At 62.1% G+C, this 18961-nt stretch carries 17 protein-coding genes and 1 pseudogene; 12 read left to right on the top strand and 6 right to left on the bottom strand.

Features of this window, described 5'->3' with window-relative positions; translation table 11 throughout:
* Positions 1-33: 33 nt before the first annotated feature.
* The 10 genes from nusA to NKJ13_RS16530 all read left to right on the top strand — a co-directional run bounded on the left by nusA (position 34) and on the right by NKJ13_RS16530 (position 12272).
* Positions 34-1629: a transcription termination factor NusA gene (gene nusA / locus NKJ13_RS16575; protein ID WP_352686820.1), complete on the top strand. Its 1596-nt coding sequence runs from the start codon at positions 34-36 to the stop codon at positions 1627-1629.
* Positions 1630-1667: 38 nt separating this feature from the next.
* On the top strand, positions 1668-2318 hold the full coding sequence (locus NKJ13_RS16570) for an RNA-binding protein (protein ID WP_352740334.1): 651 nt from the start codon (positions 1668-1670) through the stop codon (positions 2316-2318).
* Positions 2315-4882 (top strand): translation initiation factor IF-2, encoded by a 2568-nt coding sequence (gene infB / locus NKJ13_RS16565; protein WP_352740335.1) that lies wholly within the window; start codon positions 2315-2317, stop codon positions 4880-4882. The genes NKJ13_RS16570 and infB overlap by 4 nt, the downstream gene beginning before the upstream one ends.
* A 214-nt stretch (positions 4883-5096) precedes the next feature.
* Positions 5097-5447: a hypothetical protein gene (locus NKJ13_RS16560; protein WP_352506142.1), complete on the top strand. Its 351-nt coding sequence runs from the start codon at positions 5097-5099 to the stop codon at positions 5445-5447.
* A gap of 96 nt (positions 5448-5543) precedes the next feature.
* Positions 5544-5969, top strand: coding sequence for a 30S ribosome-binding factor RbfA (gene rbfA, locus NKJ13_RS16555; protein WP_352475973.1), 426 nt, complete (start codon positions 5544-5546; stop codon positions 5967-5969).
* Positions 5969-6922, top strand: a complete 954-nt coding sequence (gene truB, locus NKJ13_RS16550; protein ID WP_352740338.1) for a tRNA pseudouridine(55) synthase TruB — start codon at positions 5969-5971, stop codon at positions 6920-6922. The genes rbfA and truB overlap by 1 nt, the downstream gene beginning before the upstream one ends.
* 146 nt (positions 6923-7068) lie before the next feature.
* The gene (gene corA, locus NKJ13_RS16545) at positions 7069-8163 is read left to right on the top strand and encodes a magnesium/cobalt transporter CorA (protein ID WP_352740340.1); all 1095 of its coding nucleotides are present in this window, start codon (positions 7069-7071) and stop codon (positions 8161-8163) included.
* Between the two features lie 140 nt (positions 8164-8303).
* Positions 8304-8615, top strand: a complete 312-nt coding sequence (gene rpsO / locus NKJ13_RS16540; RefSeq protein ID WP_280940423.1) for a 30S ribosomal protein S15 — start codon at positions 8304-8306, stop codon at positions 8613-8615.
* 407 nt (positions 8616-9022) lie between these two features.
* The gene (gene pnp, locus NKJ13_RS16535; protein WP_352702325.1) at positions 9023-11170 is read left to right on the top strand and encodes a polyribonucleotide nucleotidyltransferase; all 2148 of its coding nucleotides are present in this window, start codon (positions 9023-9025) and stop codon (positions 11168-11170) included.
* A gap of 88 nt (positions 11171-11258) precedes the next feature.
* The gene (locus NKJ13_RS16530; RefSeq protein WP_352506145.1) at positions 11259-12272 is read left to right on the top strand and encodes a class I SAM-dependent methyltransferase; all 1014 of its coding nucleotides are present in this window, start codon (positions 11259-11261) and stop codon (positions 12270-12272) included.
* 36 nt (positions 12273-12308) lie between these two features.
* On the opposite strand, the gene fabI is transcribed toward NKJ13_RS16530, so the two are convergent.
* The 3 genes from fabI to fabA all read right to left on the bottom strand — a co-directional run bounded on the left by fabI (position 12309) and on the right by fabA (position 14998).
* Positions 12309-13121, bottom strand: a complete 813-nt coding sequence (gene fabI, locus NKJ13_RS16525) for an enoyl-ACP reductase FabI (RefSeq protein WP_352777894.1) — start codon at positions 13119-13121, stop codon at positions 12309-12311.
* Between the two features lie 13 nt (positions 13122-13134).
* Positions 13135-14355, bottom strand: a complete 1221-nt coding sequence (gene fabB, locus NKJ13_RS16520; protein ID WP_352740344.1) for a beta-ketoacyl-ACP synthase I — start codon at positions 14353-14355, stop codon at positions 13135-13137.
* Between the two features lie 124 nt (positions 14356-14479).
* Complete coding sequence (fabA, locus tag NKJ13_RS16515) at positions 14480-14998, bottom strand: 3-hydroxyacyl-[acyl-carrier-protein] dehydratase FabA (RefSeq protein ID WP_352506149.1); 519 nt, start codon at positions 14996-14998, stop codon at positions 14480-14482.
* 240 nt (positions 14999-15238) lie between these two features.
* Between fabA and irrA the strand changes: the two genes are divergently transcribed.
* A complete protein-coding gene (gene irrA, locus NKJ13_RS16510; protein WP_023676913.1) occupies positions 15239-15670 on the top strand; it encodes an iron response transcriptional regulator IrrA in 432 nt (143 codons plus the stop codon).
* Between the two features lie 253 nt (positions 15671-15923).
* On the opposite strand, the gene NKJ13_RS16505 is transcribed toward irrA, so the two are convergent.
* The gene (locus tag NKJ13_RS16505; RefSeq protein ID WP_023676915.1) at positions 15924-16481 is read right to left on the bottom strand and encodes an SH3 domain-containing protein; all 558 of its coding nucleotides are present in this window, start codon (positions 16479-16481) and stop codon (positions 15924-15926) included.
* Between the two features lie 155 nt (positions 16482-16636).
* Between NKJ13_RS16505 and NKJ13_RS16500 the strand changes: the two genes are divergently transcribed.
* Entirely contained in the window at positions 16637-17638 is a 1002-nt protein-coding gene (locus NKJ13_RS16500; RefSeq protein WP_254816279.1) for a 2-hydroxyacid dehydrogenase, read from the top strand.
* Positions 17639-17709: 71 nt separating this feature from the next.
* Here NKJ13_RS16500 and NKJ13_RS16495 read toward each other — a convergent pair.
* Positions 17710-18192, bottom strand: a pseudogene (locus NKJ13_RS16495) (GNAT family N-acetyltransferase); the annotation flags it as partial.
* Positions 18189-18950, bottom strand: coding sequence for a molybdopterin-synthase adenylyltransferase MoeB (locus tag NKJ13_RS16490; protein WP_352506150.1), 762 nt, complete (start codon positions 18948-18950; stop codon positions 18189-18191). The pseudogene NKJ13_RS16495 and the gene NKJ13_RS16490, both read right to left, overlap by 4 nt.
* Positions 18951-18961 lie beyond the last annotated feature (11 nt).

Genomic DNA, 18961 nt, shown 5'->3' with positions numbered 1-18961 from the left:
GGTAAGGTCGGCGACAAGCTCGGGAGAAAGAAGATGGTTGTAAGCGCCAACAGGCTTGAACTGCTGCAGATCGCCGATGCGGTCGCGCGTGAAAAGTCGATCGACAAGTCGATCGTCATCGCCGCCATGGCCGATGCGATCCAGAAGGCCGCGCGCTCGCGCTACGGCCAGGAAACCAATATCCGGGCGGATATCAATCCGAATACCGGCGAGATGAAGCTGCAGCGGCTGATGGAAGTGGTCGAGAAGGTCGACGACTACGCGACCCAGATTGCCATTTCCTCGGCGCGCGAGCGAAATCCGGACGCCCAGCTCGGCGATTTCATCGCCGAACAGCTGCCGCCGATGGATTTCGGCCGCATCGCCGCCCAGTCGGCCAAGCAGGTCATCGTGCAGAAGGTGCGCGAGGCCGAGCGCGACCGGCAATATGACGAATACAAGGACCGTATCGGCGAGATCGTCAACGGCACCGTCAAGCGTGTCGAATACGGCAACGTCATCGTCGATCTCGGCCGCGGCGAGGCGATCATCCGCCGCGACGAGCTGATTCCGCGCGAAAACTACAAGTATGGCGATCGCGTCCGCGCCTATGTCTATGACGTGCGCCGCGAACAGCGCGGCCCGCAGATCTTCCTGTCGCGCACCCATCCGCAGTTCATGGCGAAGCTGTTCACCATGGAAGTGCCGGAAATCTACGACGGCATCATCGAGATCAAGTCGGTCGCCCGCGATCCGGGTTCGCGCGCCAAGATCGCTGTCATCTCGCGCGACAGCTCCATCGATCCGGTCGGTGCCTGCGTCGGTATGCGCGGCAGCCGCGTCCAGGCGGTCGTCGGTGAATTGCAGGGCGAGAAGATCGACATCATTCCGTGGTCGCCTTCGGCGGCGTCCTTCATTGTCAATGCGTTGCAGCCGGCGGAAGTTGCCAAGGTCGTGCTCGACGAGGATGCCGAGCGCATCGAGGTCGTCGTTCCCGACGATCAGCTGTCGCTGGCCATTGGCCGCCGCGGCCAGAACGTCCGTCTTGCCTCGCAGCTCACCGGCTGGGATATCGACATCCTGACCGAGCAGGAAGAGAGCGAACGCCGCCAGAAGGAATTCGTCGAACGGTCGTCGCTGTTCATGGAAGCCCTCGACGTCGACGAGATGGTCGGCCAGGTGCTCGCGTCCGAAGGCTTCACCAGCGTCGAGGAAGTCGCGTATGTCGATTCCGGCGAAATCGCGTCGATCGACGGCTTCGACGAGGACACGGCTTCGGAAATCCAGACCCGCGCCCGCGAATATCTGGAGAAGATCGAAGCCGAGCACGACGAGAAGCGCAAGGCCCTCGGCGTCAAGGATGAATTGCGGGAGATTCCCGGCATCACCACCGCCATGATGGTGACGCTCGGCGAGGACGGCGTGAAGACGATCGAGGATTTCGCCGGCTACGCCGCCGACGACCTGACCGGTTGGAAAGAACGCAAGGACGGCGAGACGAAGGTATTCCCGGGTGTGCTCGCCAACCATGGCGTATCACGCGCCGATGCCGAGCAGATGGTCCTGGCGGCTCGCCTGAAGGCTGGCTGGATCACCGAAGACGAGCTTGCCGCCGAGGGTGCGCCGGCTGACGAAACCGTCGGTGCGTGAGGTGAAACCGCATCGCACCGAACCCGCCCTTGGACGAGATGAACGATCGCACCTGCATCGTCACCCGCAGGCAAGCCGAACCGGATGAGCTGATCCGTTTCGTCGTCGGCCCGGATTCGGCCGTCGTTCCGGACATCAAGAGAAACCTGCCCGGCCGCGGTTGCTGGGTGACGGCCGACCGCCTACATATAGAAAAGGCGGCGGCCAAAAACCTGTTTGCCCGTGCTTTCAAGGCGCAGGTGAGCGTGCCAGCCGATCTTGGCGGTATGGTCGACGCGCTGCTTTCCAGGTCCGCTCTGGGCATGCTTGGCTTGGCCCGCAAGGCGGGCGCCATAGCGCTCGGAGCGACCAAGGTCGAGAGCGTCGTGCGCGGCGGACTTGCACTTTTCGTGCTCCACGCGACCGAGGCCTCCGACGATGGCGTCCGCAAGATAAGCCAGGCGCGACGGGCAACCGTCCACCTCGGCGGGCCTGCGATCCGCGCTTACAAACTTTTCTCCGAGGCCGAGTTGAGCTTGGCATTGGGGGGTACAAATGTGATACATGCTGCCGTTCTCGCGGGAGACGCGGGCAGGGCGGTCCAGAAGCGCATGGTTGCGCTCGACCGATATCGGGGCGGTTCCCCGGACGATCTGGCAATGCTTGCGGCCGTTGCTGACGAAGATGATGCCGCAGAGGATATGGAATGAGCGATACGAAATCGGGCGACGACAAGACGCTGAGTGTTACGCCGAAGAAGACCTTGACGCTGAAGCGCCCCGGTATGGAACAGGGCACGGTGCGCCAGAACTTCTCGCATGGCCGCACCAAGTCGGTGGTCGTCGAGACCAAGAAACGCAAGTTCTCGCTGCCTGGCGACAAGCCGGAGCCGGCGGCAGCGCCTGTGTCCGTTTTCACGCCGAAGCCGGTCGCGGCAGCGCCTGCCGTGCAGGAAGCTCCCAAGGCGCCGCCGCCTCCCCCGCCGATCGAACGCGGCGGCATGGTGCTGAACGAGTTGTCGCGCCAGGAAATGGAAGCACGCCGCCGGGCTCTCGAGGGCTCGAAGGTCCGCGACGTCGAGGATCGCCAGCGCGCCATCGAGGAGGCCAAGCGCCGCAGCGAGGACGAAGAGCGCCGCCGCCGCGAGCGCGAGGAATCGGCTCGGCGTCAGGCCGAGGAAGAGGCACGGCTGCAAGCCGAGGCCGAATCCCGCCGCCGTGCCGAGGAAGAGGCGCGCCGCCGTGCGCCGCTCGCCGCCGAACTGGCGACAGTCGATGACGAGGAAGAGGTCAAGCCGAAGCGGGCCGGTGCCGGTGCACCGGTGCGCCGTCTGGTCACGCCCGAAGTGGCACGTCCTGCCAAGCCGACCAAGGGCGAGGAAGACCGCCGCCGCGGCAAGCTGACGCTGAATTCGGCTCTTTCCGACGAGGATGCGCGCGCCCGCTCGCTCTCGTCGATGCGCCGCCGTCAGGAGAAATTCAAGCGCGCGTTGCATAACGAGCCACGCGAGAAAGTCATGCGTGAAGTGATCCTGCCCGAAACCATCACCATCCAGGAGCTGGCGCAGCGCATGTCCGAGCGCGCTGTCGACGTGGTCAAGTTCTTCATGAAGCAGGGCCAGATCCTGAAGCCTGGAGACGTCATCGACGCTGACACGGCCGAACTGGTCGCCACCGAATTTGGCCACACGGTCCGCCGCGTCGCCGAGTCCGACATCGAAGAGGGCTTGTTCAACATCGCCGATCGCCCCGAGGACCTGCAGCCGCGTCCGCCGGTGGTAACGATCATGGGCCATGTCGATCACGGCAAGACCTCGTTGCTCGATGCCATCCGCAATGCCAACGTCGTGTCCGGCGAAGCCGGCGGCATTACTCAGCATATCGGCGCTTATCAGGTCGAGAAGAACGGTCACAAGATCACGTTCATAGACACGCCCGGCCACGCCGCCTTCACGGCGATGCGTGCCCGCGGTGCCCAGGCGACCGATATCGCCATCCTCGTGGTGGCAGCCGACGACAGCGTCATGCCGCAGACGATCGAATCGATCAATCACGCCAAGGCGGCCGGCGTTCCGATCATTGTGGCGATCAACAAGATCGACAAGCATGACGCCGATCCGCAGAAGGTGCGCTCGGAACTGCTGCGCCACGAGGTGTTCGTCGAATCGATGGGCGGCGAGGTGCTGGATGTCGAGGTGTCGGCTACCAAGGGTATCAATCTCGACAAGTTGCTCGAAGCGATCCTGCTGCAGGCCGAAATCCTCGACCTGAAGGCCAATCCGGACCGCACCGCCGAAGGCGTGGTCATCGAAGCCCAGCTCGACAAGGGCCGCGGCCCAGTTGCTACCGTGCTGGTGCAGACCGGCACATTGATGCCGGGCGACATTCTCGTCGCCGGCAACGAATGGGGCCGGGTACGCGCGCTCGTCAACGATCGCGGCGAGCAGGTCAAGGAAGCGCCGCCGGCAATGCCGGTGGAAGTCCTCGGTCTGCAAGGTACGCCGCTGGCCGGCGACCGTTTCGCCGTTGTCAACAACGAGGCCCGCGCCCGCGAGATCACCGAATATCGCCAGCGTCTGGCGCGTGAGAAGGCGGTGGCCAGGCATGCCGGCCAGCGCGGCTCGCTTGAACAGATGATGTCGCAATTGCAGACAAGCGGATTGAAGGAATTCCCGCTGGTCATCAAGGGCGACGTGCAGGGCTCGATCGAGGCGATCAATGCGGCGCTCGACAATCTCGGCACCGACGAGGTGCGCGCCCGCATCGTCCATGCCGGGGCCGGCGGCATCACCGAAAGCGACGTGTCGCTGGCGGAAACGTCCGGGGCTGCGATCATCGGCTTCAACGTTCGCGCCAACGCGCAGGCCCGCGCAGCCGCGGCTGCGGCAGGCATCGAGATCCGCTACTATTCGATCATCTACAATCTGGTCGATGATGTGAAAGCGGCTCTTTCCGGCCTGCTCTCGCCGGAGCGTCGCGAGACCTTCATCGGCAATGCCGAGATCCTCGAGATCTTCGACATCACCAAGGTCGGCAAGATCGCCGGCTGCCGTGTCACCGAAGGCAAGGTCGAGCGTGGTGCGGGCGTGCGCCTGATCCGCGACAATGTCGTCATCCACGAAGGCACGCTGAAGACCCTGAAGCGCTTCAAGGACGAAGTTTCGGAAGTTCCGGCCGGCCAGGAATGCGGCATGGCCTTCCAGAACTACGAGGACATGCGCGCCGGCGACGTCATCGAGTGCTTCCGCGTCGAGATGGTGACCAGGACGCTGTAGTGTCGGCATATGGAGCAAGAACGAAGCCTTGAGTACCGCTTTGTTCTTGTCTCCTGCCGATTTTTCAGGGGTCTACTCAAGGGCGCGGAGCGAAAGTCGTCTCGGCGCCCTGAGACGGTTGTTTTACTGCTTTCTCTTTGGCATTCCGCTTGTGCTTGCCACAAACTATCTCGACGGCTCCGGTGCTTTGGCCGGAGTCGCGGGAGTTGTGGGCATGATGACCATTGTCACGGGTATCATGATCAATCTCGGCCCCATTCTGGCGAGGCGAGTCGAGGTTGCTCATTTCGAGCCTGAACCCACCATGATCCGAGTGGATGTCGCCGGCATCTCAAAGCGTGCCGCAGATACAGAGATCCACATCGGATGGAAATCCGTAAGCCGAGTTACTCTGACCGAATTCGGCATCGGTTTTGTGACGCAAGAGGGTGGCTGGTTTATTCCGATGAGTGCATTTGGGTCCGAGAGCGATTTGAAAGCCGAATACGACAGGATCGTTTCGTTCATGGTCTCATTACAGGCCGGCCCGGAGACAGAGCATTCAGTGCCGCGCACCTTACATTAGCTGAGGTGCAGGTTCCTTGGGGTAGCCAAGCCGGATCAACGGCGCTAAGTCAACCGTTTGAGGCGGTTCGAACCCGCACTGAGAGAAGAGATTTTCATGCCAAGACCATCAACAGCTGGCCCATCCCAGCGCATGCTGCGCGTCGGCGAGCAGGTGCGCCATGCGCTCTCCGAGACTTTGCAGCGCGGCGAAATTCTCGATCCGCTGATCGAGAATGCCGTGGTCTCGGTTTCCGAAGTGCGTATGTCGCCCGATCTGAAGATCGCCACCGCCTTCGTCTCACCGCTTGGCGCCAAGGATGCCGGCGTGGTGGTCGAAGCGCTCAACAAGCATGCGAAGTTCGTCCGCGGCCGTGTCTCCGGCGCGCTGCGGCAGATGAAGTACATGCCGGAATTCCGCTTCCGGCTCGACACCAGCTACGACAATTTCCAGAAGATCAACGAATTGCTGCACTCGCCCGAAGTGGCGCGCGATCTCAGCGCCGACGACAAAGACAAAGACGACCGGAAGGATAGCGAATAGTGGCGCGTCGCGGCAAGAAGAAGGGCCGGCCGATCTCGGGCTGGCTGGTACTGGACAAGCCGGTCGGCATGGGCTCGACCGAAGCCGTGTCCAAGATCAAATGGCTGTTCCAGGCGGAAAAGGCCGGCCACGCCGGCACGCTCGACCCGCTCGCGTCCGGCATGCTGCCGATCGCGCTCGGCGAAGCGACCAAGACCGTGCCTTACGTCCAGGACGGCGCCAAGGTCTACCGCTTCACGGTTGCCTGGGGCGAGGAGCGTTCGACCGACGACCTCGAAGGCCCGGCGACCAAAAGCTCGGACCGCCGTCCGGCGGAAGCCGACGTGCTGGCGCTGCTTTCGAAATATACCGGCGTCATCATGCAGACGCCGCCGCAATTTTCGGCGATCAAGATCGCCGGCGAGCGCGCTTATGACCTTGCCCGCGATGGCGAGACGGTCGACATTCCGGCACGCGAGGTCGAGATCGGCCGGCTCGACCTGGTCGAGCATATGGTCGATCGCACCGTCTTCGAGGTCGAATGCGGCAAGGGCACCTATGTCCGCTCGCTGGCGCGCGACATGGGCCGCGACCTCGGCTGCTTCGGCCACATTGCCGAGCTGCGGCGGGTCGAGGTCGAGCCGTTCACGCAGGAAGATTTCGTCACCCTGGCCGAGCTGGAAATCGCCCGCTTCGGCGAGCAGGGCGAGCCGCAAGCAGCGGACGCCCCGATCGACTTCGGTGCCATCGATGCACTCCTGGTCGACACCGCCGCGGCGCTCGAATGCCTGCCGCAGGTCGCGATCAGCGATGATGCGGCAACCAAAATCCGCCTCGGCAATCCGGTCATCATTCGCGGCCGTGACGCGCCGGTGGAAGCGGAGGAGGCCTGCGCCACCGCGCGCGGCAAGTTGGTCGCCATCGGCGCCATTGAGCAAGGCATGTTCAAGCCAAAGCGGGTCTTTATCGGGTAACAGCTGTGGCCCGGCGCATGATCTCCAAACCGGATTCTATTTTGGGAAACGATCATGCGTTAAATCAACGGGGCTACGGTGCCGTTTGCCGTCCGAAAGGATGCGCTGCGCTGTAGTGCCGTTCGACGCTGCACTCGAGGGGGCACATGGCAAAGGCTGACACGGTCAACAAACGAGCGGCGCTCAAAACACGGAGGCCGCCGGTCGGGGCTTCGCCGGGCACGCTGATCGCCGACCCGGCGGCGCGCCGCTCCGAGCTCAGGCTGACGTTGATCTCGCCTGAAAAGTTCAAGACGATCGAGAATGCCAGCATCGACGACGTCAACACCCATTGCCACAATTGGCCGGTCATCTGGCTCGACTGCACAGGCCTCGCCAATATCCAGCTGATCGAGGAGATCGGCCGGATTTTCAACCTGCATCCGCTGGCGCTGGAAGACGTCGTCAACACCGGTCAGCGGCCGAAGGTGGATTTCTTCGAGGACCACGCCTTTGTCGTCGTCAGGATGATCGACGACGTCACCGCGCACCGTTACGAACAGATCGCCGTCTTCTTCGGCAAGACCTTCGTCGTCACCTTCCAGGAGCGCGAAGGCGACCCATTCGACCCCGTGCGCAAGCGGATCGCAAGCTCGGTGCCCAACCGCTTGCGCTCGCGCGGCGCCGACTATCTCGCCTATGCTTTGATCGACGCCATCGTCGACAGCTATTTCCCGCCGATCGAGGCTGCTGGCGAATTGGTCGATAGCATCGAGGACCAGATGCTGCACCAGGCGCACAAGCACCAGATGCGGCAGCTTCACGAATTGCGGCGCGATGCCAATGTGCTGAAGGGAGTGCTTTGGCCGATGCGCGATACGCTGGCGACCATGATCCGCAACGACGTGCCCTATGTGAAGGCCGAAACCAAGATATTCCTGAACGACACGCTCGATCATTCGCTGCGATTGATCGAACTGGTCGAAACCCAGCGCGACATGCTGACCGGCCTGATCGAGATGCACTTGTCGCTCAGCCAGGCGCGCACCAACGACGTCATCAGCTATCTGACGATCGTCTCGGTGATCTTCATGCCGCTTACCTTTCTCGTCGGCGTATGGGGCATGAATTTCGACCCCGACACCTCGCCCTGGAATATGCCGGAGCTGAAGGCCTATTACGGCTATCCCCTGTCGCTCGCCTTCATGGCGCTTGTTGCGGTCGGGCTCTTTGCGTACTTCAAATGGAAGAAATGGCTCTGACTAGGCGGAAGTGCCCGTTTATGCAGCGAAAAGCCGGCTTGTGAATTAGGCTGGCCTTTTTGTCGGAATTGCACTATATGCGCCGCAGCTTCGCGCTTTGACGCGTTGCTTGCACCGGCCCCTGCTGGACGACATCCCGGCTGAGGGCGTCCCGTTTCCTCAAACAGACAAGGAAAAACACGATGTCGATTACTGCCGAACGCAAGAAGGAATTGATGGGCGAATTCGCAACCGCCAAGGGCGATACCGGGTCTCCGGAAGTTCAGGTGGCCATCCTTTCCGAGCGCATCAAGAACCTGACCGATCATTTCAAGGACCACAAGAAGGATAACCATTCCCGCCGTGGTCTGCTCGCTCTCGTTTCCCAGCGCCGCAGCCTGCTTGATTATCTCAAGCGCAAGGACGACGCGCGCTATCAGACGCTGATCGAGAAGCTCGGTCTGCGCCGTTGACGAATTGACCGGCGGGTTCTTTCGAGAGCCCGCCGGTCGCGCATTGGAGCATCGGATCATCCAAGGCTCCAATGAAGAAAGCAGAGCGCCGCGCACCGGTTTGGCTGCGCAAAGGACGCTCTGAAGTTTTAGATTTGCGCAGGATACTTTCCGAAAACCTGGTTTTCGGGTTCACGCGCAAGGCCAGTCGGATCGATTGGCCAACCCGGTTTCGAAACAGCAGAGGGCCATTCGAAACCGCCCATGGACGGTCATGGGGCAGGATTGCAGGACGCTCGTGCGGCACCGCGCCGAATAGCCGAGCTTCCCGTTGTCTTGCCCGTGGCTGCCCGAGAAAGGAAGCCAAGGGAAAGGGCATCCGCGCACGCTGAAACGGCGCGGCCCTTTCCGCATACGAAGGACAAGACATGTTCAATTACCACAAAGTGGAAATCGAATGGGGCGGCCGCCCGCTCATTCTCGAAACCGGCAAGATCGCGCGTCAGGCTGATGGCGCGGTGCTGGCTACCTACGGCGAAACCAAGGTTCTCGCCACCGTCGTCTCGATGAAGGAGCCGAAACCCGGCCTCGATTTCTTCCCGCTGACGGTCAACTACCAGGAAAAGACTTACGCCGCCGGCAAGATCCCGGGTGGCTATTTCAAGCGGGAAGGCCGTCCGAGCGAGAAGGAAACGCTGGTTTCCCGCCTGATCGACCGCCCGATCCGCCCGCTCTTCGCCGAAGGCTACAAGAACGACACCCAGATCGTCGTCACTGTCGTCCAGCACGATCTCGAAAATGATCCGGACATCCTGTCGATCGTCGCCACCTCCGCCGCCCTGACCTTGTCCGGCGTGCCGTTCATGGGTCCGGTCGGCGCCGCCCGCGTCGGGTACATCAACGGCGAATATGTGCTCAACCCGCACGTCGACGAGATGCAAGAATCGAAGCTCGACCTGGTCGTCGCCGGCACCGCCGACGCCGTGCTGATGGTCGAGTCCGAAGCCAAGGAACTCGGCGAGGACCTTATGCTGGGCGCCGTCATGTTCGGCCACAGGGGATTCCAGCCGGTGATCGACGCGATCATCAAGCTGGCTGAAGTCGCGGCCAAGGACCCGCGCGACTTCACCGCCCCAGACTATTCCGCACTTGAAGCCGAGATGCTCAAGATCGTCGAAGGCGAGCTTCGCGACGCCTACAAGATCACCGACAAGCAGAAGCGCTATGCCGCCGTCGACGCCGTCAAGGCGAAGGTCAAGGCCGCGTTCGCGCCGGCAGAAGGCGAAGAGGCCAAGTACACGTCCGAACAGATCGGCACCGTGTTCAAGGAACTCCAGGCCAAGGTCGTGCGCTGGAACATCCTCGACACCGGCTCGCGCATCGACGGCCGCGACCTGAAGACGGTCCGCAAGATCGTCTCGGAAGTCGGCGTCCTGCCGCGCACGCACGGCTCGGCGCTGTTCACCCGTGGCGAGACCCAGGCGCTGGTCGTCGCCACGCTCGGCACCGGCGAGGACGAGCAGTATGTCGATTCGCTGACCGGCATGTACAAGGAGAAGTTCCTCCTGCACTACAACTTCCCTCCCTATTCGGTCGGTGAGACCGGCCGCATGGGTTCGCCGGGCCGCCGCGAAATCGGTCATGGCAAGCTCGCCTGGCGCGCCATCCGGCCGATGCTGCCGACCGCCGACCAGTTCCCCTATACGTTGCGCGTCGTTTCGGAGATCACCGAGTCCAACGGTTCGTCATCGATGGCTACCGTCTGCGGCACCTCGCTGGCGCTGATGGATGCCGGCGTGCCACTGGCCAAGCCGGTCGCCGGTATTGCAATGGGCCTGATCAAGGAAGGCGAGCGCTTCGCCGTGCTCTCCGACATTCTTGGCGACGAGGACCACCTCGGCGACATGGACTTCAAGGTTGCCGGCACCGCCTACGGCATCACCTCGCTGCAGATGGACATCAAGATCGAGGGCATCACCGAGGAGATCATGAAGATCGCGCTTGACCAGGCCAAGGAGGGCCGTCAGCACATTCTCGGCGAAATGGCCCACGCGCTGTCCGGCGCGCGTGCCGAACTCGGCGAGTTCGCACCGCGCATCGAGGTCATGCACATTCCGACCGACAAGATCCGCGATGTGATCGGCTCGGGCGGCAAGGTCATCCGCGAAATCGTCGAAAAGACCGGTGCCAAGATCAACATCGAGGATGACGGCACGGTCAAGATCGCTTCGGCCAACGCCAAGGAGATCGAGGCGGCGAAGAAGTGGATACACACCATCGTCGCTGAGCCGGAAGTCGGGGAGATCTACGAAGGCACGGTCGTCAAGACCGCCGACTTCGGCGCTTTCGTCAACTTCTTCGGCCCGCGTGACGGTCTCGTCCACATCTCGCAGCTCGCCAATGATCGTGTCGCCAAGACCTCCGATGTCGTCAAGGAAGGCGACAAGGTCTGGGTCAAGCTGATGGGCTTCGACGAGCGCGGCAAGGTCCGCCTGTCGATGAAGGTCGTCGACCAGGCCACCGGCAAGGAAATCGCTCGCGACAAAAAGAGCGAAGGCGAAGAAAACGCCGCCTAAGCTGATCTAACTATGCAATCGAAGCGGGCGCGCCGGAAGGTCGCGCCCGTTTGCATTCAACAACAGCCTTGCAGTTCAAGAGTGGTGAATGTCCGCCGAGCCGCTGAAGACGCTTTTCCATCCATTCGAGGCGGGGGCTGTGTCCCTGCCACGAAAGGATGAATGCATTCTCTTTCTCGGTGCCGAGCCCGGCTTTCGCTTACCCGAAGGCTTTGATGCCAAGCTTCATCTCGTCCAAGGCTTCAGGCCGCATTTTCGTGCCTTGCAGGCATCCGGCTTCACTGTCACGCCGCAGGTCGAAGGCGAGGCTTTCGACGCGGCATTTGTGCTCGCCGGCCGCCATCGCGGCCAAAACGAGTTGCGCGTCGCCGAAGCGGTCGAACGCGTGGCACCAGGGGGGTTGATCGTCGTCGCCGGCGGCAAGGACGATGGCGTCGCCAGCCTGCGCAAGCATGTCGGCGCCCTTGTGCCGCTCGAAGGCCACCTGCCGAAGCATCACGGCATTGCCTTCTGGTTTCGCCGGCCGGCCGATACCGTTGCCGCGGCAACGCTTCGAGCCGCCAATCCGGATTTGGTGGTCGAGGACCGCTTCCGCACGGCCCCAGGCATGTTTTCCTTCGACAAGATCGATGCGGGATCGAAGCTGCTGGTCGAAAATCTGCCCAACGATCTGCGTGGCAGTGTTGCGGATTTCTGTGCCGGTTGGGGCTATGTCGCTGCCGAGGTCGCCGCCCGCTCACCCGGCATATCGGCGCTTGACCTTTACGAAGCGGATTTCGAGGCGCTGGAGGCGGCCAAAACCAATGTCGGCAGCACAGGCGTGGAACCACGTTTCTTCTGGACAGATCTTTTGAGCGAACCGGTCGAGCGCCGCTACGATGTGGTCGTCATGAACCCGCCCTTTCACCGCAGCCGGGCGACTGAGCCGGAAATCGGTGCCGGTATGATCCGCGCGGCAGGCAAAGCGCTGAAGCCGGGCGGCCGGTTGTTCATGGTGGCAAACCGTCAGCTTCCCTACGAACCGGTGCTGGCGGCCGCCTTCTCCAGCCATGGGGAGCTCGCCCGCGACGGCATGTTCACGGTCTTCTCGGCGCGACGCTGAAACGCTGCGGGGCAAGCCGGCGACGTGTCGCTCGCGCTATTCCCGTCCGGCGTCGGTCTGCTTCAACTCGTCAAGCGTCGGCATGGACACGATGTGATAGCCGGAATCGACATAGTGGATTTCGCCGGTGACGCCGGACGACAGGTCGGACAGCAAATAGAGCGCGGAGCGGCCGACTTCGTCGATCGTCACCGTACGGCGTAGCGGCGAGTTGCGCTGCTGGTAGGAGAACATGTGGCGTGCGTCGGAAATCCCGGCGCCCGCAAGCGTCCGTACCGGTCCCGCCGATATGCCGTTCACCCTGATGCCTCGCGGGCCGTAGTCGTTGGCTAGATAGCGGACGCTGGCCTCCAGCCCGGCCTTGGCAACACCCATGACGTTGTAGTTCGGCATGACGCGAACCGAACCCGCATAAGTCAGCGTGATCATCGAGCCGCCGTCCTTCATCAACGTGGCGGCGTGGCGGGCAACCTCGGTGAAGGAATAGCAGGAGATCACCATGGTGCGGATGAAATTGTCGCGGCTGGTATCGGCGTAGAGGCCTTTCAGCTCGTTCTTGTCGGAAAAACCGATGGCGTGGACAATGAAGTCCAGCCCACCCCATGCCTTGCCCAAGGTCTCGAAAGTTGCGGCGACCGATGCGCTGTCCTCGACGTCGCAAGGCACCACCAGCGATGCGCCCAGCTTCTCGGCGAGCGGCTTGACCCGGCGTCCGAAGGCCTCGCCCTGATAGGTGAAGGCGAGTTCCGCGCCATGTTCGGACAGTTTGCGGGCGATACCCCAGGCAATGGAATGATCGTTGGCGACACCCATGACAAGCCCGCGCTTGCCCTTCATCAATCCGTCCATGGTCGGCAAATCCTTATGCGGAATAGCGCTGGAAAATCAGCGTAGCGTTGGTGCCACCGAAACCGAACGAATTGGACAAAACAGTGTCGATCCTTGCGTCGTCGATGCGCTTGCGCACGATCGGCATGCCTTCGAATTCCGGATCGAGGTTCTCGATGTGGGCGCTCTCGCCGATGAAGCCGCCTTGCATCATCAGGATCGAGTAGATCGATTCCTGCACGCCGGCCGCACCTAGCGAATGGCCGGTCAGCGATTTCGTCGATGTGATGAAAGGCATGTTGTCGCCGAACACCTCGCGGATGGCGCCCATTTCCTTGGAGTCGCCGACCGGCGTCGAGGTGCCGTGCGTATTGATGTAGTCGACTGGTGAAGTGACGGTCGCCATTGCCTGTCGCATGCAGCGTGCCGCGCCTTCGCCCGATGGCGCCACCATGTCGTAGCCGTCCGAGGTGGCGCCATAGCCGACGATCTCGGCATAGATCTTGGCGCCGCGCGCTTTTGCGTGCTCGAGCTCTTCAAGAATCAGCACGCCGGCGCCGCCGGCAATGACGAATCCGTCGCGATCGACGTCGTAGGCGCGGGAGGCGACCGATGCCCTGTCGTTGAACTTGGACGACATGGCGCCCATGGCATCGAAGAGATCCGACATCGTCCAGTCGAGATCCTCATGGCCGCCGGCGAAGACGATGTCCTGCTTGCCCCACTGGATCAGCTCGTAGCCATTGCCGATGCAATGCGCAGACGTCGAGCAGGCCGATGAGATGGAATAGTTGACGCCGTGGATCTTGAACCAGGTGGCAAGCGTCGCCGACGCGGTCGACGACATCGCTTTTGGCACCGCGAACGGGCCGATCCGCTTGGGGCTGCCGTTTTTGATCGTGGTCTCGGCCGCCTCGACGATTGCACGGGTCGACGGTCCGCCGGAGCCCATCACGATGCCGGTGCGCTCGTTGGTGATGTCGGTCTCGTCGAGGCCGGCATCTGCGATCGCCTGGTCCATTGCGACGTGGTTCCAGGCAGCACCCTGCGACAGGAAGCGCATGGCGCGACGGTCGATCATGCCCGACGGATCCAGTGTCGGCGCACCCCACACCCGGCAACGGAAGCCATGCTCGGCGAAAGAGTCGGAGAAGCTGATGCCGGATCTGGCATCGTGCAGCGAGGTCTGCACCTCGTTGGCATTATTGCCTATCGACGACACGATGCCGAGACCTGTGACTACGACCCGTCTCATTCGCAACTCCTTCCAGCGCGGACCTCCGAAACCTGAAATCGATTTGCGGAACGGAACCATGCGCAAAATTAAAGTGCTACAGCGTCCTTTGGACGTCCAAGACGTGGCACTGTAGGGTCTTCGTTCAGACGGCGGCCGATTGCTTGGAAAGACCGACCTTCAGATCCGTTGCCGCATATATGGGCTCGCCATCTGCCTTCAGCCAGCCATCGGCGATACCAAGCACAAGCCGACCGCGCATCACCCGCTTGAAGTCGACGCCATACTCCACCTTCTTGACCGTTGGCGTGACCATGCCTTTGAACCTCACCTCCCCGGTCGACAGCGCCATTCCCTTGCCGGGTTCACCGAGCCATCCGAGATAGAACCCCGTCAACTGCCACATGGCGTCCAAGCCCAGGCATCCCGGCATGATCGGATTGCCAATGAAATGGCAGGCGAAAAACCACAAATCCGGCTTGATATCGAATTCCGCGCGGATGAAACCCTTGTCGAACGCACCGCCAGTTTCGCTGATCTCGGTGATGCGGTCGAACATCAGCATCGGCGGATAGGGCAGCTGCGCATTTCCCGGTCCGAACAGCTCGCCGCGGGCGCAGGCAAGCAATTCCTCGTAACCGTAGCTGGATTTCGAACCCGCCATCAATCTCGTCCCCGTGATCGTCCCGGGCGATAGGCGCCCTTGTCGGTGGTTTCCTAACACAATCTGTTTCAGGCCGGAAACCGGCGTTTGCGCTTAACCTGCCCGTCTGCCCGGGTCAATGCGCGCTATTGATCGCATTCGGTCGACAGAATATATGTCACGACACGTTCAGTTTCGGCAGATGCTCTATTTCTGCCATTTTGGGCGTGTCTGAGGCGGAACTGTGAGCGCGACGGGTAGATGGATCTGGGTTGCCGGAAGGATAATGTCGCTGTGGACAAGCGGGTTCGCGAGGCCGGTCTGAGGCCGACACGCCAGCGCATCGCGCTGGCCGATCTGCTTTTCGCCAAGGGCGACCGCCATCTTTCGGCCGAGGAACTGCACGAGGAGGCGCTTGCCGCCGGCGTGCCGGTGTCCCTGGCCACCGTCTACAATGCTCTGCACCAGTTTACCCAGGCAGGTCTTCTGCGCATCCTTGCCGTCGAGGGATCGAAGACTTATTTCGACACCAACACATCCGATCACCATCATTTCTATATCGAGGGCGAAAACAGGATCTTCGATATCGACAGCGGCCCGGTGACGGTTTCCAACCTGCCGGAACCGCCGGAAGGCATGGAGATCGCCAATGTCGATATCGTGGTGAGACTGCGTCCGAAACGCTGCGACTGACCGGCGCCTTATGAATTCCTGGATTTGACGCTCCGGCTTTGAATGGGTCGCCGTCGCGGTGGCGGCTTTTGTCTTCTATGCGATCGCTGGTGTTCCTGGTGGTTGTTTGGGATATGGCTTGAAGCTGTCGAGCAGTTTCCAGGATACCCATCTCGGCCGCATCGGCCGCTAAACCATCCCCGAACCGAAGATCAGCGAAACAAGTGCCGGATCCGGTGCTTGCCGTGCTGGCCCGACCTGCGGTCCAGAAACGTCAGTTCTTGACCTTTTCGCCGGGATAGGCACCCCAGACGAGCGACTGCGCGAGCCAGCCGGTATGACCGTCGAAGGTCATTTCGCACCACTGGCCATCGCAGGACTTGATCGTGCCCATCACCCCCGGTTCGAGGATCGCGATGACGCCAGCATCTTTTGCCGGGTCGTCTAGGAGGTTGACGCGAGCGTCCTTGCCGCGCTGCCAGGGGGCGACGATCGCCGTGCGGCGGCCCGAAAGCAGCGACTGATTGATCCAGCCTTCCGAGCCGTCGGCATCGCGCACACGGCGCCACGTATCGAACTCCTGGATGATCTCCATCGGCAGGCCTGGCTTCATATACATCCAGTCGACGGAATAATTGACGCCCGGCCCAACGCGCGAGTTGACGCGGCCGGATTTCAGGCTGACGAAGCGCGGCAGCGGCAAGCCGCTTGGTCCGAGCGTGACGCTCTGGGCGGGTGCCGCGGCACTTTGCGCCATCACCAGTGGGCTATGGATGAGAGCGCCGAGGAATGCTGCACTGAGGGTCAGGCGGAGCGACGCGAAACCAGACACTTTCGTTCCTTTCGGCGCCGGCCCATCGGCCTTCGCCCCTTTTTCTTTGTCTTCGGCGGAACCGCTTGTTACATGAATGACCGGTACCGCGATCGGCTCTCAGTTTCGCCGTTCTTGGTTAAAGAGGTCTCAACGAGATCGGGTTCGAGGAAACAATGGCAGGCAAAAAGAAGCCCCTCGTCATCATCACGCGCAAATTGCCCGACCCGGTCGAGACCCGCATGCGCGAGTTGTTCGACGCCCGCTTGAATGTCGAGGACAGGCCGATGACGCAGCCGGAATTGGTGGCGGCGGTCAAGGAGGCCGACGTGCTGGTGCCGACCGTCACCGACAATATCGATGCGGCGCTGATTGCCCAGGCTGGCGACAACCTCAAGCTGATCGCCAATTTTGGCAATGGCGTTGACAAGATCGATGTTGCGGCAGCGGCCAAGAAAGGCATCACCGTCACCAACACGCCGAACGTGTTGACCGAAGATACGGCCGACATGACCATGGCGCTAATGCTGGCCGTGCCGCGGCGGCTGGCCGAAGGCGCCAACGTGCTGACCGGCGACAAGAAATGGGCGGGCTGGTCGCCGACTTGGATGCTCGGCCGGCGCATCTGGGGCAAACGGCTCGGCATTGTCGGCATGGGTCGCATCGGCACCGCCGTCGCCAGGCGCGCCAAGGCCTTTGGCCTCTCGATCCACTACCACAACCGCCACCGCGTGCTTCCGGCAATCGAGGACGAGTTGGAAGCGACATATTGGGAAAGCCTCGACCAGATGCTCGCCCGAATGGACATTATCTCGGTCAATTGCCCATCGACACCGGCAACCTTCCACCTGCTTTCGGCGCGGCGGCTGGCGCTTCTGCAACCGTCAGCTTACATAGTCAACACCGCGCGCGGCGATATCATCGATGAGGAATCGCTGGTCAAGCTCATCCATGACGGCAAGATCGCCGGCGCCGGCCTCGACGTCTACGAGCACGAGCCGGCGCTGAACAGCAAGCTGCTGAAACTTGCCCACAAAGGCAAGGTCGTGCTGTTGCCGCATATGGGCTCGGCGACCCTCGAAGGCCGTATCGACATGGGCGAGAAGGTAATCATCAACATCCGCGCCTTCTTCGACGGTCATCGTCCGCCCGACCGTGTGCTGCCGCTGAGGGCGTGACCTGCCATCGCGCCGGCATGGTCTTGCCGCGGCAACCGCGCGTTCGTCTTTGGATAGCGTTTGCCTACGGGAAGCATCTTGCGCATGGTGATCGAGGTCGGCCGGTCGTAGCCCTTGTGCGCTGTCCGTTCGGTTTCACGAAAACCGAGGCGGGCAAAGGCTGCGTGATTTCCGGTCAGCTCGATCCGGGTCTGGAGCTCGATGGCGGTCCTGTTGTGGCTGCGGGCAAGATCTTCGACGGCCTGCATCAGCTGTTTTCCGACGCCTTGTCCCTGAAGCGTCGGCTCGACCGCGAGCTTTCCAATATAGAGGTCGTTTGCGCGCTTAAGGACGAAGACGCAACCGACGATCTCGTTTTCCTTCAGGGCCAGGAATGCTGTCTCCTCCAGCGCTCTAGCCCTGAGATTTTCAACGGTAAGGCGATGCGCCGAGGACGGCGGGTCAATGACGCCGTCCATGAAGGCGAAGGCGCGCATGATCAGAGCCAGGACCTCGTCCCACCGGTCGAAATCGGCCGCAAGCTGCACAATGGAGACCTCGGCAGACTGGCTCACGGGCTGGTTCGCTTGTAGCGGATCGTGTCGAAGCGTGCCGCCAGCGCATCGTAGAGCAACAGTCGCCCGACCAGCGGCTCGCCAATCCCGGTGATCAGCTTGATCGCTTCCATTGCTTGCAGCGTGCCGATGACCCCGGTCAGCGCGCCGACAATGCCGGCCACCGCGCAGGACGGCACCAGTCCCGGCGGCGGTGCTTCGGGAAAAAGATCGCGGTAGCTTGGGTTCAACTTGCCGTCCGGGCCGGTCTCGAAAGGCTTCAGTACGGTGACCGAGCCGTCGAAGCGGCCAACGGCGGCGTGCACGAGCGGCCGGCTTTCGGCGGCGCAGGCGTCGGCCACTGCGTAGCGTGCCTCGAAATTGTCGGAGCCGTCAACGACGATGTCATAACGGGCGATGAGGGCAGGGGCGGTGTCTGCGGTCAGCCTGAAATTGTGCTCTTCCACGACTACGTTTGGATTGATGCGGGTGATCGCAGCCTTGGCACTGTCGGTTTTTGCCATGCCGACCATGTCCGTGCCGTGAATCACTTGTCGTTGCAGGTTGGAAAGGGAGACGCTGTCGTCGTCGACGATACCGAGCGTGCCAACGCCCGCAGCGGCGAGATATTCGAGCACCGGCGCACCCAATCCGCCGGCGCCAATGACCAGCACCCGCGCCCGCTTTAGCCGCTGCTGGCCGGCGCCGCCGATTTCGGGCAGCACTATGTGGCGGGCGTAGCGTTCGAGCTCTTCGTCGGTAAGGGCGGCTGTGATCATCCCCGGGACCA

The organism is Mesorhizobium sp. M0174, assembly GCF_040322275.1.
Lineage (GTDB): Bacteria > Pseudomonadota > Alphaproteobacteria > Rhizobiales > Rhizobiaceae > Mesorhizobium.
Note: the sequence above shows the minus strand (reverse complement) of the source record. Positions and strands in the feature narration are given on the sequence as shown.

Coding starts and splice junctions, on each gene's coding strand:
- nusA (WP_352686820.1), top strand. CDS start 34: ATGGTTGTAAGCGCCAACAGGCTTGAACTGCTGCAGATCGCCGATGCG.
- NKJ13_RS16570 (WP_352740334.1), top strand. CDS start 1,668: ATGAACGATCGCACCTGCATCGTCACCCGCAGGCAAGCCGAACCGGAT.
- infB (WP_352740335.1), top strand. CDS start 2,315: ATGAGCGATACGAAATCGGGCGACGACAAGACGCTGAGTGTTACGCCG.
- NKJ13_RS16560 (WP_352506142.1), top strand. CDS start 5,097: ATGATGACCATTGTCACGGGTATCATGATCAATCTCGGCCCCATTCTG.
- rbfA (WP_352475973.1), top strand. CDS start 5,544: ATGCCAAGACCATCAACAGCTGGCCCATCCCAGCGCATGCTGCGCGTC.
- corA (WP_352740340.1), top strand. CDS start 7,069: ATGGCAAAGGCTGACACGGTCAACAAACGAGCGGCGCTCAAAACACGG.
- pnp (WP_352702325.1), top strand. CDS start 9,023: ATGTTCAATTACCACAAAGTGGAAATCGAATGGGGCGGCCGCCCGCTC.
- NKJ13_RS16530 (WP_352506145.1), top strand. CDS start 11,259: ATGTCCGCCGAGCCGCTGAAGACGCTTTTCCATCCATTCGAGGCGGGG.
- fabI (WP_352777894.1), bottom strand. CDS start 13,121: ATGGACGGATTGATGAAGGGCAAGCGCGGGCTTGTCATGGGTGTCGCC.
- fabB (WP_352740344.1), bottom strand. CDS start 14,355: ATGAGACGGGTCGTAGTCACAGGTCTCGGCATCGTGTCGTCGATAGGC.
- fabA (WP_352506149.1), bottom strand. CDS start 14,998: ATGGCGGGTTCGAAATCCAGCTACGGTTACGAGGAATTGCTTGCCTGC.
- irrA (WP_023676913.1), top strand. CDS start 15,239: ATGGATCTGGGTTGCCGGAAGGATAATGTCGCTGTGGACAAGCGGGTT.
- NKJ13_RS16500 (WP_254816279.1), top strand. CDS start 16,637: ATGGCAGGCAAAAAGAAGCCCCTCGTCATCATCACGCGCAAATTGCCC.
- NKJ13_RS16490 (WP_352506150.1), bottom strand. CDS start 18,950: ATGATCACAGCCGCCCTTACCGACGAAGAGCTCGAACGCTACGCCCGC.